Annotated in this window: 12 protein-coding genes, 1 tRNA gene and 1 pseudogene; 4 read left to right on the top strand and 10 right to left on the bottom strand. The window is 72.0% G+C overall.

All coding sequences use genetic code 11. The features are described from left to right. A pseudogene (locus PINTE_RS06470) lies at nucleotides 1-318 on the bottom strand (hypothetical protein); the annotation flags it as partial. Next, nucleotides 315-1142, bottom strand: a complete 828-nt coding sequence (locus PINTE_RS06475; protein WP_068427665.1) for an SOS response-associated peptidase — start codon at nucleotides 1140-1142, stop codon at nucleotides 315-317. The gene PINTE_RS06475 and the pseudogene PINTE_RS06470, both read right to left, overlap by 4 nt. A gap of 158 nt (nucleotides 1143-1300) precedes the next feature. Here PINTE_RS06475 and aroA point away from each other — a divergent pair, with 158 nt between their 5' ends. The 4 genes from aroA to hisN all read left to right on the top strand — a co-directional run bounded on the left by aroA (nucleotide 1301) and on the right by hisN (nucleotide 5682). Next, on the top strand, nucleotides 1301-2704 hold the full coding sequence (gene aroA / locus PINTE_RS06480) for a 3-phosphoshikimate 1-carboxyvinyltransferase (protein WP_084343318.1): 1404 nt from the start codon (nucleotides 1301-1303) through the stop codon (nucleotides 2702-2704). Continuing rightward, nucleotides 2701-3741: a ribosome small subunit-dependent GTPase A gene (gene rsgA / locus PINTE_RS06485; protein WP_068427667.1), complete on the top strand. Its 1041-nt coding sequence runs from the start codon at nucleotides 2701-2703 to the stop codon at nucleotides 3739-3741. Before aroA ends, rsgA begins: the two co-directional genes overlap by 4 nt. A gap of 88 nt (nucleotides 3742-3829) precedes the next feature. Further along, the gene (ppk2, locus tag PINTE_RS06490) at nucleotides 3830-4738 is read left to right on the top strand and encodes a polyphosphate kinase 2 (protein WP_068427669.1); all 909 of its coding nucleotides are present in this window, start codon (nucleotides 3830-3832) and stop codon (nucleotides 4736-4738) included. Nucleotides 4739-4848: 110 nt separating this feature from the next. Next, nucleotides 4849-5682, top strand: coding sequence for a histidinol-phosphatase (gene hisN, locus PINTE_RS06495; RefSeq protein ID WP_068427671.1), 834 nt, complete (start codon nucleotides 4849-4851; stop codon nucleotides 5680-5682). Between the two features lie 49 nt (nucleotides 5683-5731). On the opposite strand, the gene PINTE_RS06500 is transcribed toward hisN, so the two are convergent. The 8 genes from PINTE_RS06500 to PINTE_RS06535 form a co-directional block, all read right to left on the bottom strand. Beyond that, the gene (locus PINTE_RS06500) at nucleotides 5732-7117 is read right to left on the bottom strand and encodes a M16 family metallopeptidase (protein ID WP_068427673.1); all 1386 of its coding nucleotides are present in this window, start codon (nucleotides 7115-7117) and stop codon (nucleotides 5732-5734) included. After that, a complete protein-coding gene (locus tag PINTE_RS06505; RefSeq protein WP_068427674.1) occupies nucleotides 7114-8448 on the bottom strand; it encodes a M16 family metallopeptidase in 1335 nt (444 codons plus the stop codon). Before PINTE_RS06505 ends, PINTE_RS06500 begins: the two co-directional genes overlap by 4 nt. A gap of 88 nt (nucleotides 8449-8536) precedes the next feature. Continuing rightward, nucleotides 8537-9925, bottom strand: coding sequence for an NAD(P)/FAD-dependent oxidoreductase (locus PINTE_RS06510; protein WP_068427725.1), 1389 nt, complete (start codon nucleotides 9923-9925; stop codon nucleotides 8537-8539). Nucleotides 9926-10079: 154 nt separating this feature from the next. After that, the gene (locus PINTE_RS06515) at nucleotides 10080-10631 is read right to left on the bottom strand and encodes a PIN domain-containing protein (protein ID WP_068427676.1); all 552 of its coding nucleotides are present in this window, start codon (nucleotides 10629-10631) and stop codon (nucleotides 10080-10082) included. A gap of 1 nt (nucleotide 10632) precedes the next feature. Beyond that, nucleotides 10633-11088, bottom strand: a complete 456-nt coding sequence (locus PINTE_RS06520) for a helix-turn-helix domain-containing protein (RefSeq protein ID WP_068427678.1) — start codon at nucleotides 11086-11088, stop codon at nucleotides 10633-10635. Between the two features lie 243 nt (nucleotides 11089-11331). Continuing rightward, nucleotides 11332-11405 (bottom strand) — tRNA-Met (locus PINTE_RS06525). A 51-nt stretch (nucleotides 11406-11456) separates the two neighbouring features. Continuing rightward, nucleotides 11457-12446 (bottom strand): LLM class flavin-dependent oxidoreductase, encoded by a 990-nt coding sequence (locus PINTE_RS06530; RefSeq protein WP_068427680.1) that lies wholly within the window; start codon nucleotides 12444-12446, stop codon nucleotides 11457-11459. Between the two features lie 156 nt (nucleotides 12447-12602). Beyond that, on the bottom strand, nucleotides 12603-13457 hold the full coding sequence (locus PINTE_RS06535; protein ID WP_068427683.1) for an NmrA family NAD(P)-binding protein: 855 nt from the start codon (nucleotides 13455-13457) through the stop codon (nucleotides 12603-12605). Nucleotides 13458-13462 lie beyond the last annotated feature (5 nt).

Raw genomic sequence — 13462 nt, forward strand, 5'->3', positions numbered from 1 at the left:
TTCGCCGCGCTCGGCGGCGGGCCGCCCGACGAGCGCGCGCCAGCAGGCGGCCCAGGCCACGTCGAGCTGCGGAGGCGGTGTGGCGACCCGGCGCCCGGCCACCCGCCACGGCTGGTCGACGAGCACGACGACCCAGCCGTCCTGCGTCAGGGCCGTCAGCGCCGCGAGGTCGCGGCTGGGCCCGGAGCCCCCGGCGCCGTGGCCGAGCACGAGGCTGCCCCGCGCGGCCGTTCCGAACGGTGGTCGGTGCAGCGTGGCGCGGGCCGGCCCGACCGGCGTCGGGATCGTGCGCACGCTGGGCCGGCGGGCGGCGCTCACCCGATGACCTCGCCGGTACTCGGGTCGACGACGCCGACGAGCTCGTCCGCGCCGACCGGGTCGAGCAGGTGCGGGCCGTTGACGCGGCTGTTGCCGACCGCGCGGCCCACCGGGTAGGCGCCGAACCGCCCGGGTCGGTGCGTGCCGAGCAGCTCCTCGACGGCGTCCGGCGGCGTCTGCGGGTCGAGCCACGCCGACCACTGGTCGGGGTCGAGCACGAGAGGCTGGCGGTCGTGGATGCGGGACAGGCCCGGCTCCGCGGCCGTCGTGATGATGGTGAACGTCGTCAGCCACGCCAGCGGGTCGTCGGCCTGCGCCGCGGGATCGCGCCAGAACTCGAAGAGGCCGGCGAAGGTCACCGGCACCGCGTCGTCCCGGTGCATGAAGAACGGCTGCTTGCGCGGCTTGCCCTTGGCGTCGGTGGCGGTCGGGCTGACCTGCCACTCGTACCAGCCGTCGGCGGGCACGAGCACGCGCCGCGAGCGCACCGCCGAGCGAAACGCCGGCTTGGTGGTCACCGTCTCGGCGCGGGCGTTGGCCAGCCGCGCGCCGATCGCCGGGTCCTTCGCCCAGGACGGCACCAAACCCCACGTCAGCAGCCGCAACTGGCGCTGCGGTGGCGCGGCGGGGTCGTCCTTGGGGGCGCGCGCGAGCACGACCCGGGCGTTCTTGCTCGGGGCGATGTTGTAGTCGGGGCGCCCCGCCGGCGGCTCCTGCGGTCGCTTGAGCACGCTGCGTACCCGCTCGCCCGTGACGTCGGTGTCGACGTCGAGCTGCTCGATGAGGTCGTCGTTGCCGGCGCTCGCCGCATACCGCCCGCACATGCGGCCCAAGGGTATCTGTCGGCGCGACGCACTACCGTAGGACTCCCAGGGGTCTCGGGGGCCCGCCGACCGGGCGTCTTCCGAGCGCCCACGCCCACCGACGAGGAGAGCTTGACCCCGATGTACCCGCACCACTTCGGCAGACGCGGGGGCCTCGCATGAACGAGCGCGCCGCCGACTCCGACCGCTCCGACCATACGAGCAGCACCTCCGCGAGCGCACCGGCCGCGGCCGACCCGTGGCCGGCCCCGCACGCCACCGGTCCCGTCGACGCCACCGTGCGGCTGCCGGGCAGCAAATCGCTGACCAACCGCTTTCTCGTGCTCGCGGCCCTGGCGGGCGAGACCTCCCGGATCCGGCGCCCGCTGCGGTCGCGCGACACGCTGCTCATGGCGCAGGCGCTGCGGTCGCTGGGCACGGTCATCGACGACATCCCCGGCGACGACGGCGAGGACGACTGGCTCGTCGAGCCCGGCCCGCTCCGCGGCGGCGGGCACCTCGACTGCGGGCTCGCCGGCACCGTCATGCGCTTCCTGCCGCCGGTCGCCGCGCTCGCCGACGGGCCCGTCTCCTTCGACGGTGACGCCGGCGCCCGCACCCGGCCCATGCGCACCGGCATCGAGGCGCTGCGCGCCCTCGGGGTCGACGTGCGCGACGACGACCGCGGCGCCCTGCCGTTCACCGTGCTCGGCACCGGCTCCGTGCGCGGCGGGGTGATCAGCCTCGACGCCTCGGAGAGCTCCCAGTTCATCTCCGCGCTGCTGCTGGCCGGGGCCCGGTTCGACGAGGGCGTCGAGGTCGTGCACGACGGCAAACCGGTGCCGAGCGAACCGCACATCGCGATGACCGTCGAGGTGCTGCGCGACGCGGGCGTCGACGTCGAAGACGACGAGCCGAACCGGTGGCGGGTGGCCCCGTCGCCGATCCACGCCCTCGACGTGCAGGTGGAGCCCGACCTGTCGAACGCGGCGCCGTTCCTGGCCGCGGCGATGGTCACCGGCGGGCGGGTGCACGTGCCGGACTGGCCGCAGTACACGACGCAGGCGGGTGACGCGCTGCGCGACATCCTCGACGCGATGGGCGGCGACGTTTCCCTCGGCCGCGACGGGCTCACGGTGCGCGGGCCGGAGGCGATCACCGGCATCGACATCGACCTGCACGACGCCGGGGAGCTCACGCCCGTCGTCGCCGCGCTCGCGGCCCTGGCCGACTCCCCCAGCTGGCTGCGCGGCATCGCGCACCTGCGCGGGCACGAGACCGACCGGCTCGCGGCGCTGGCCACCGAGATCGAGCGCCTCGACGGTCACGTCGAGGTGCACGACGACGGCCTGCACATCCGCCCGCGGCCGCTGCGCGCGGGCCGGCTCGCGACGTACGCCGACCACCGCATGGCGATGGCCGCCGCGGTGCTGGCCCTCGCGGTGCCCGGCGTGCTCGTCGACGACGTCGCCACCACCGCCAAGACGCTGCCCGACTTCACCGCCCTGTGGTCGGCGATGCTGGCCGGAGCCGGCTCGGTGGCCGGTGAGCGCACCGGCTCGACGGCGGTCGGCACCAGGTGAGCCGTCGCGCCCGCGACTACGACGAGTCGGATGTGCGGATCCGCCCCAACCGGCGGGGCAGCCGTCCGCGCACGAAGACCCGGCCGGCGCACGCCGACGCGACGCCCGGCCGGGTCGTCGCCGTCGACCGCGGGCGCTTCACGCTGCTCGTGCAGGGCCGCACGGTCACGGCGATGAAGGCCCGCGAACTGGGCCGCAAGGGCGTCGTTGTCGGTGACGCGGTCGCGGTCGTCGGCGATGTCTCCGGTGGCCCCGACGCCCTGGCCCGCATCGTGCGGATCGAACCGCGCCGCTCGGTGCTGCGGCGCACCGCCGACGACGTCGACCCCGTCGAGCGGGTCATCGTCGCCAACGCCGACCAGCTGGCGATCGTCACGGCCCTCGCCGACCCGGAGCCGCGGGTCGGGATGATCGACCGCTGCCTCGTCGCGGCGTACGACGCCGGGCTCGTGCCGCTGTTGGTGCTGACGAAGTCCGACCTCGGCGACCCGCAGGAGTTCTTGGCCGCCTACGCCGACCTGCCCGACATCCGGGTCGTGGTCACGGGCCGCACCGACCTCGACGACGGTGCGGGCGATGGCTCGGGGCTGCACGGGCTCAGCGACCTCGAGGAGCACCTGCGCGGCCTCGTCACGGTTTTCGTCGGGCACTCCGGAGTCGGTAAATCGACGCTGGTCAACGCGCTGGTGCCGGGGGCCGACCGGGCCACCGGCCACGTCAACGACGTCACCGGTCGCGGGCGGCACACCTCGACCTCGGCGATCGCGCTGCGGCTGCCCGACGACGACGGCTGGATCGTCGACACCCCCGGGGTGCGCTCGTTCGGTCTCGCGCACGTCGATCCGGGCGAGATCATCACCCACTTCGCCGACCTCGAACCGGGCACCCGGGGCTGCCCGCGCGGCTGCAGCCACGACGAGCCGGAATGCGGGCTCGACGATTTCGTGGCCTCCGGCGGCGCGGGGCCGGCGGGAGCGGTTCGGCTCGCCTCCCTGCGGCGGCTGCTGCGGGCGCGCGCCGGCGAGTCGCGCGACTGAGACTGGGTGGACCTTCGGCCCGGAGATGACGGCGCCGCGATGCGACCATAAGGTTTCGCCATACCGCCGACGACGCGAAGAGGTTCCGATGGCCGACAAGCCCAAGCGCATGAACAAGACGCTCTACGAGACCGAGCTGCTGCGCCTGCAGCAGGAACTGGTCGAACTGCAGGAGTGGGTCAAGACCGAGGGCAAGCGCGTCGTCATCATCTTCGAAGGCCGCGACGCCGCCGGTAAGGGCGGCGCGATCAAGCGGGCGACGGAGTTCCTCAACCCCCGCATCGCGCGCATCGTCGCGCTGCCGGCTCCGACCGAGCGGCAGACGACCCAGTGGTACTTCCAGCGCTACGTGGAGCACCTGCCGGCGGCCGGCGAGATCCGTCTGTTCGACCGTTCCTGGTACAACCGGGCCGGCGTCGAGCGGGTCATGGGCTACTGCACCACCCAGGAGCACCGCCGGTTCCTGCGGCAGTGCCCGATCTTCGAGCGGATGCTCATCGAAGACGGGATCATCCTGCGCAAGTACTGGTTCTCGGTCAGCGACGACGAGCAGGAGCGCCGCTTCAAGTCCCGCCTGACCGACCCGATGCGCCGGTGGAAGCTGTCCCCGACCGACCTGGAGTCGCTGACCCGCTGGGAGGACTACAGCCGCGCCAAGGACGAGATGTTCGTGCACACCGACATCACCGAGGCCCGCTGGAACGTGGTCGAGAGCAACGACAAGCGCGCGGCGCGGATCAACATGATCGCGCACCTGCTGAACTCGATCCCCTACCAGCACGTCGAGCAGCCCGAGCTGAAGCTGCCGCACCGGCCGCCGTCGACCGGCTACAAGCGCACCGACCGGTCGCTCCAGTACGAGGTGCCGAATCACGCGGCGGAGGTGACCGCGGCGGCCGAGAAGGACGGTAAGCCGGGCAAGGCGAAGAAGTCGGGCAAGTCGGGTAAAGCGGCCAAGAAGGACGCTCCGTTGGCCCGGGAAGACATGGAGCCCTAAGCGCGCGGCGACTGAAAACGCGGCCGGCGTTGCCGCGCAGGGCCTTCGGCGCGGCGCCCGGCGACGGGCGCCTCCCCGTGCGGGGCGGTTGCGGAGGATAGGTTAGGGGCGTGCCCGACTACAACGACGACCTGCGGCTGGCCCACGTCCTGGCGGACTCGGTGGAACGCATCACGATGGCCCGCTTCCGCGCCTCCGATCTGCGGGTCGACGCCAAGCCTGACCTCACCCCCGTCACCGACGCCGACACCGACGCCGAAGAGCTCATCCGCTCCCAGCTCAAGCGGGCCCGTTCCCGCGACGCCGTGCTCGGCGAGGAGGGCGGCGAGACCGGAGGCGGGTCGCGCAAGTGGATCATCGACCCCATCGACGGCACGAAGAACTACGTGCGCGGGGTGCCGGTGTGGGCCACGCTCATCGCGATGTACGACAACAACGAGCCGGCGATCGGACTCGTCGCCGCCCCTGCGTTGGGACGCCGCTGGTGGGCCGCCGCGGGCACCGGCGCCTGGACCGGCCGGAGCCTGAGCAGCGCCACCCGCCTGCAGGTCTCCAGCGTCGGCGCCCTCGACGACGCCTCCCTGTCGTACTCCAGCCTCGAGGGCTGGCGCACCGCCGACCGCTTCGACCAGTTCCTCACGCTGACGCGGCGCTGCTGGCGCACCCGCGCGTACGGCGACTTCTGGTCGTACATGCTGCTCGCCGACGGCGGCGTCGACATCGCCTGCGAGCCCGAACTCGAGGTCTACGACATGGCCGCGCTCGTGCCGATCGTCACCGAGGCCGGCGGCTCGTTCACCTCCCTCGACGGCACCCCCGGCCCCTGGGGCCGCAACGCGCTCGCGACGAACGGGCGGCTGCACGGCAGCGTGCTCGACCTGCTCAACGCGCCCGCCGAGTCCGCAGCGTCCGCCGAGGTGGCGGACTCGAAGACCGCGACCTGAGCGACGACCGAAGCGACGACCTGGGCGACGAGCGGGCCGCCGGCCCGACTCAGCGTTCGAGCACCCGCACCGGTCCCAGGCCGCGATCGGCCGCCAGGCCGGCCAGGCCCGGTCCGATCCGCTCACCGTCTCCGACGACGACGATCGTCCACTGGGCGTCGTCGTCGGCGACGTACGCCCGGTAGGCCCGGCGCAGCCGCTTGGGGGTCAGCTCGCGCATCTGCCGCAGCGTCTGCGTCGTGTGCTGCGTGTCGAGCCCCTCGAGCGCCCGCGAGATGGCCTCGTCGGCGACGGCGTCGGCCGTGGCGTACCGGCCCGGGGCGGTCTCGCAGAGAAAGTCGACACCCGAGCGGGTCTCCTCGTCGGAGAACCCGTCGCGGGCGGCGCGCAGGATGTCGAGGGTGTCACCGAGAGCCGGCGCGGTCGCGTCGGCCCGCACCGCCCCGCTCGTGACGAACAGCCCGGCGCCCACGCGCGGCCGGAAGCCGCAGCGCATGCCGTACGTGTACCCCTTCTCCTCACGCAGCCGGGCGTCGAGCCGCGCCTGCGGGGCCCCGCCGATGAGGAAGGACAGCACCGGATACGGGGCCCAGCCGCCGTCGACGTCGCGGCCCGGGCCGGGGCAGCCCAGGTACAGCTCGCTCTGCACGGCGCCGGGCCGGTCGACGAGCACGATGCCCCCGGAGGCGGTGTCGCGCCCGACGGTGGCCACCGTCTCCGGCGCGTGGCGCTGCGGCGGGTCCTGCCAGGCGCCCAGCCCGGTTTCGAGTTCGCGCTCGACGTCGACCTCCGAGAGGTCACCGGCGACGACGACGGTGCCGCCGACCGGCCCGAGCGTGGCCCGGTGGTAGTCGGCGAGGTCGGCCGAGGTGATGTCGGAGACCGACGCCGCGGTACCGCCCGTCGGGCGCGACAGCCGCGAGGTCGCCGGGTAGTACCGGCGGATGAACTCGATCGCGGCCCGCTGACCGGGCGAGGCCAGCTCCTGTTCGATGTCCGAGAGGCGGGCCCGCACGTTGCGGCGCACCTCCGCCTCGCCGAAGGCCGGCTCCGAGAGGGCCTGTCGCAGCAGGTCGAGGGCGTCCGGCAGCCGGCGCCGCGCGACGTCGAGCTCGACGACGAAGCCCCGCTCACCGACTCCGGCCCCGAGCGCGACGCCACGGCGTTCGAGCAGCTCGGCCATCTGCTCGGCCGACCAGCGGGTGGTGCCCTCATCGAGGGTGCGGGCCATGAGCGTGCCGACGCCCTCGATGCGGTGCGGCTCGCGCGTCAGCGGCAGCGGCACCGCGAGCCGCACAGAGACGACGTGCTGACCGGGCAGGTGGTAGGCCAAGGTCGTCAGGCCGTTGTCGAGCTCACCGCGAACGGGCTCCGGGAACGACCAGGCGCGCGCCGAGCGCACCGCCGGCCGCTTCGCGGGCTTGGACCGGCTCATCGCGCACCCCCGGTCGCCGCGTCGGCGCCCATCCCGAGGGCGGCCTCGGACTCGTCGGAGGCGGGTGCGCCCGGTGTGTAACTGACCGTCGCGCGCGACTGCGGCAGCAGCCAGCGCGCGGCGGCCTCCCCCACCTGATCGGCGCTGACCGCTGCCGTGCGGTCCAGCAGCGTGTTGATCGCGCGCGGGTCGTCGAACAGCAGCGTCGAGCGACTGATGTGGTCGGCGCGCTCGTCGAGCGCCGCCAACGAGCTGAGCCAGGCCCGCTCGTTCTGCGCGACGACCGCTTCCATCTCCGCGGTGCGCGGGCCCTGCGCGGCGAACTCCTCGAGTTGGGTGCACAGTTCGTCTTCGATGCGGTCCAGCTCGACGCCGGGCGCGGCCTCGGCGACGAAGAAGCCGAGCGAGACGTTGTCGGCCAGCCCCATGGACGCGGCCGAGACGTCGGTGCACAACTCGAGCTCACGCACGAGACGACGCTCCATGCGGGCGATCGTCAGACCGGCGAGCGCGTCCATCGCCGCGGACGCCGCGAAGAAGTCCGGGGTGTCGTCGACGGGGAGCCGGAAGCCGAGGTAGAGCCGGGGCACCGGCACCTCGTCGACGACGTCGACCCGCACGGGCTCGGTCAGCGGCTCGAGCGGCGCGCTGAGCGGCGGCTGCGGCACCGGCGCGTCGGCGATGTGCCCGAAGTACTTCTGCGCCGCGGCGAACCCTTCGCGGGGCGTGAGGTCTCCGGTGAGCGTGAGCACCGTGTTGCTCGGCCGGTACCACGTGGCGAAGAACTCGTGCACATCGTCCAGGGTGGCGGCGTCGAGGTCGGCCATCGAGCCGATCGTCGGATGCCGGTACGGGTGGCCCGGCGGAAACACCGCCTCGTACATGCGGGTCAGCGCCTGGCCGTACGGCACGTTGTCGTAGCGCTGGCGCTTCTCCTCCTTGACGACGTCGCGCTGGTTGTCGAGGTTCTCCTGGGTCACCGCGGCCAGGAGGTTGGCGTGCCGGTCGGCCTCCATCCACAGGGCCAGCTCGTACGCGCCCGCCGGAAGCGTCTCGAAGTAGTTCGTGCGGTCGAACCACGTCGTCGCGTTGAGCCGGGCGCCGTGCCCCATGAGCACCGCGAAGTGCTCCCCTGAGGCGACGTTGGCCGACCCCTGGAACATGAGGTGCTCGAAGAGGTGCGCGAAGCCGGTGCGGCCGGCGTGCTCGTGGCGCGAACCCACCCCCACCCACAGGTTGACGGCGACGACGGGCACGCTGTGGTCCTCGTTGACGACGACCCGCAGTCCGTTGCCGAGGGTGTGCTCGGCGATGTCGTAGGCAAGGGGCATCACCCCAGGTTAGGAGACGCACAACCTCGTGATGCGGGCGACACGGCAACGGGCCGCGGGGCGCGCGCCTGGCGCCCCGGGCGCGTGCTCAGTCGTACTTGCGCGGCGTGACGCTGTCCGGCTCGATGTGGGCTCCGCGCAGCAGCGGGCCGGTGATGCCCTGCCCGAGTTCCTTGAGGGCCAAGCGCCCGATGAGCTGCTGGTTGGTGGTCACGCGCTCACTGCGGCCGTTGCCGACGAACGTGATGAACCACCGCAGCAGCGTCGTCAGGCGGGCCTTGAAGCCGACCATGGCCACGAGGTGCACGACGAGCCACAGCACCCAGGCCGGGAATCCGGTCAGACGCAGCCGACCGACGCTCGCGATGGCCTTGAACTTGCTGATCGTGGCCATGCTGCCCTTGTCCTGGTACCGGAACGCGCCGGGCGTCTCCTCGCCGCGCACTCGCGCCATGATCGTCGCGGCCGCGTGCTCGCCGCCCTGGATGGCGCCCTGCGCCATGCCGGGCACGCCGTCGACGAAGGCGAGGTCGCCGACGACGAACACGTCGGGGTGGCCGGGCACCGTGAGGTCCGGCTGTACCTTGACGCGGCCGGCGCGGTCGAGTTCGGCGCCGGTCGCGTTCGCGATGACGGCGCCCAGCTCGTTGGCCTGCACCCCGGCGGCCCACACCTTGCACGCCGACTCGATGCGCTGGGTGGTGCCGTCCTTGAGCTTGACGACCAGGCCGGTGTCGTCGACGTCGGTGACCATGGCGTCGAGTCGCACCTCGACGCCCATCCGCTCGAGCTCCCTCTTGGCCTTGCCGCCGAGCCGGTCACCGAACGCGCCGAGCACGACCGGGGCGGCGTCGAGGAGGATGACCCGGGCGTCGCGGGAGTCGATGCGCCGGAACTCGTTCGACAGGGTCGTGTTGGCCAGCTCGCGGATCTGGCCGGCCATCTCGACGCCGGTGGGACCGGCTCCGACGACGACGAAGGTCAGCAGCCGACGGCGGTTCTCGAGGTCCTCCTCGAGCTCGGCCAGCTCGAACGCGCCAAAGATGCGCGAACGCAGCTCGAGGGCGTCGTCGATCGACTTCATGCCGGGGGCGAAGGTGGCGAACTGGTCGTTGCCGAAGTAGGACTGACCGGCGCCGGCGGCGACGATGAGGGAGTCGTAGGAGACGACGTACTGCTTGTCGTGGAAGCGCGCGGTCACCGTCTTGTTCTCGAGGTCGATGTCGGCGACCAGGCCCTGCAGCACGCGAGCGTTGCGCTGGCGGCGCAGGATCTCGCGGGTCGGCGGGGCGATCTCGCCCTCGGACAGGATGCCGGTGGCCACCTGGTACAGCAGCGGCTGGAAGAGGTGGTGACCGGTCTTGGCGATGAGGGAGACGGCGACGTCGCGGTCGCCGGCGAAGGCCTTGGTCGCGAACAGCCCGCCGAAACCGGATCCGATGACGACGACGTGGTGGCGCGAGGTCTTGGACAAGATCAACTCCTGGGCCGGGAACGGGACGTGCACGCGCACGCCACGGGAGCGCGCGAGGGCATGTGGCGAATGTAAACGCCACGGCACGCGAACGCCCATCGGGGTGGGGCGCCGAGACGATTCGCTTGCCACCGCGCGTCACGCGCGGGCGCCCGCCTCAGGGGCGGAGCGCAGCTGACGACTCGACGAGGCCGTCGCGTTCGAGCATGGCGAGCACGTCGACGAACGTTGCTGGCGGACTCCTACGCGAGTCTGCGATCCGCTGGACGGCGCCGTACACCGCTGCACTGCTGCGGGCGATCTGATCGAGGACGAAATCGTCGGGCGACTTGGCCTCCATGTCCCACGGCTCGAGAGCGGCGGCTGGGAAGTCTTTGAGGTTGTTGGTGACGATGACCTGGGCTCGGACCTTGATCGCAGCGGCGAGCACGTGCCGGTCGTCGAGGTCGGGCAATTCGAGGGCGTCGATGAGCGGCTGGTAGCCGGTGACCAGGCAGTCGCGAACAGCTTTGTTCATTAGGTCGCGGGTGCGGGCGAGCTTGTGCGGGTCGAGGTCGGGCCGATTCTCACCGATGTTGCGGAAGACTTCGTCAAGGATCTGGTCGGTCCACTTCGCTTGGACGAGTCCGGCTTGGGCGATGCGGATCAGCAGGTCTCGGAGCGTGCTCGGGTAGAGCACTTTGGCGTCGTAGAGGACGACGAAGGCCACCTCAGAGCAGGCCCATGTCTTGGTTGAGTCGGGTGAGCTCATCGGCGGCCTGGCGGCGCTCCTGGTCGTCGCAGGCCAGATAGGCCATCAGCGACTGGGCCCTGATCCGGCGGTGCTTGCCGACCTTGCGGTACTCGATGTCACCCTGATCGAGCAGGCCGATCAGGAAGGGCCGGCTCACCTTGAGGAGCTCGGCTGCCTGTTGCGTGGTGAGTTCGGCGTGGGCGGGCACGACCGACACGCCGTGCCCGGCGGCCATGTGCGCGAGCACGCGCGTCAGCAGTTCGACAGCGCCGCGGGGAACGATGAGCGTCCCTTCGGGGTCGTCAGCGACCACGAGCCGGATGACGCTGTCGGTGTGGGTGGCGAGGTAGTCCTTGACGTGCGGCAGCGCCTCGGCGGCGGTGTTGATGTCGGACTCGTCGGGCTGGATAGGGGCGAGCGCCAGGCTGGTCATCATGGCTCCTCTCAGGAGCCAACCATTATTCGCAATATTCGAAGCAAACGCAATACATCGCACGGACAGGAGTCAGAAGCTCCAGAGGTCGGGGCGCAATGCTTCGGTGGCGGGCTCGCCGGGGCCGGCCGCGGTCAGTCCACTCGGGGCTGGGTCCAGATGTCGCGACGCTGCTGGACAGCGGGCAAGACATGACTCCGGCCCCTGACCTTGCGTTTTTCGCAGGTCAGGGGCCGGACTTTGTAGCGGGGGCAGGATTTGAACCTGCGACCTCCGGGTTATGAGCCCGGCGAGCTACCGAGCTGCTCCACCCCGCGTCGGTGATTCCACCTTAACCAATCCGCGTCGCGCGTCCAAATCCACGCTCGCTACGGGGCGAGCAGTTCGAGGGTGCGGCGGCGCTGCGCGGCGTCGGGGGCGAGGTTGACGAGGATGAGTTCGTCGGCACCGACCTCGGCGATCAGGTCCTCCAGCCCGGCGATCACCTCCGGCCCGGAGCCGGCGACGGTGCGGTCGAGCATCCCGAGGATCTGCTGCGCCTGCGGGTGGCTGCGGACCGCGGCGAGCTCGTCGGCACCCAGCCGTCGCTGCCGGCCGAGGAAGCCCTGCAGCCATTCGTCCTCGGCCAGGCGTCGCTGCTCGACGGCGGTGTCGTGATCGTCGGCGGCGATGACGTTGGCCGCGACCATGAGGTGCGGCGCCGCGTCCGTCCCCGCCAACGGACCGGAGGGGTCGAACTGGTCGCGGTAGGCGTAGGTGGCCTCCCGCAGCATCGCCGGGGCGAAGTGGGAGGCGAACGCGTACGGCAGTCCCAGCTGCGCGGCCAACCGGGCGCCGAACATCGACGACCCCAGGATGTACAGAGGCACGTTCGTGCCCGCCCCCGGGTACGCCTCGACGCCCGGGATCGGCGAAGTGTCGCTGAGGAGTCCGTGCAGCTCCACGACGTCGGTCGGGAAGCGCTCGGCCTCCCGACCGTCGAGCCGCAGCGCGCGCACCGTGGGCATATCGGTACCCGGAGCGCGCCCCAGGCCCAGGTCGATGCGGCCCGGGAACAGCGTCTCGAGCATGCCGAAGTTCTCGGCCACGACCAGCGGTGAATGGTTGGGCAGCATGATCCCGCCGGCACCGACGCGGATGCGCGACGTCTGCGCGGCGACATGCTGGATCATCAGCGCCGTGGCCGAGGAGATGATCGTGCGCGTGTTGTGGTGCTCGGCGAACCAGACGCGGTGATACCCGAGCGTGTCCGCCAATTGGGCCTGCTCCACCGAGCGAGCGATCGCGTCGGCGGGACCACGGTCTCCGGGCTGCGTGCGCGCGAGGTCCAGCAGGGACAGGGGAACGGAGACGGGCATGGGCTGTCCTCTCGGTGGCGGGGTTGGAGACGCTCGGGCCGGTCGAGGTCAACGACCGAGCAACAAGTGGAGACGTCATCCGTTTAGGCAGAATATGGAGACCTACTCCGTTCTTGCAAGCTCACGCGCGCCCATCCTGGACCACGCTCGCCGCGCCTACCGGCGCGCGCCCAGCATCTCGTCAAGACCGACAGTGGGGTGCCCGATCATGTCCGACAGGGTGCGGTCGGAGGCATCCAGGTCTCCGCGGGCGGTGGCCGTATCGATCGCGATGAGCACCTCGACCATGCGGGGATCCAGCCCGGCGGCGCGCAACGAGGAGGTCCGCTGCTCGGCCATCACCCGCTCGTAGCGGACCGGACGCCCCGACAGGCGCTGCGCGACGGCGGCGAGATCGTCATGGGAGTACGCCGTGTCACCGGACAGCTCGAGGGTCTGCCCGAGCCGGTTGTCGTCGAGGATCGCCACCGCGGCGGCCTCGGCGTAGTCCGTCCTGGTGGCCCCGGCGACCCGCCCGTCGCCGGCCGCCGCTGCGATGACGCCGGTCTGGGCGCCCTGGATGACGCTGCCGCTGAGCAGTTCCAAATACGAGTTGTTGCGCAGGATGACGCTGCGCACCCCGGAGTCGGTGATGGCGCGCTCGGCGGCCAGGTGGATGGGGGCCAGGGGCAGCGCGGTGGTGTCGGCCCGGTACACGCTGGTGTAGGCCAGGGCGGCCAGGTCGGCCTCCGCCGCCGCCTGGATCACCAGGTCGTGCTGGTCGACCGGGGTAAAGGGCATCGAGACCGACACCAGGACGAAACGGTCGATGCCCTGCAGCCCCTCGCGCAGCGTCGCCAGGTCGTCGTAGTCGAAACGGACGACCCGGACGCCACGCTGCGCCAGATCGGAGGCCTTGCGGGGCGAGTGCGCCCCGGCGACGATGTCGGCCGCGGGAACGCCGCGGTCCAACAGGTGGGCGATGATCATGCGGCCGAGGTTGCCGCCGGCTCCGCTGACGAGCGTGGTCATGATGC

Source organism: Piscicoccus intestinalis NBRC 104926 (assembly GCF_001515525.1).
Taxonomy (GTDB): Bacteria; Actinomycetota; Actinomycetes; order Actinomycetales; family Dermatophilaceae; genus Kineosphaera; species Kineosphaera intestinalis.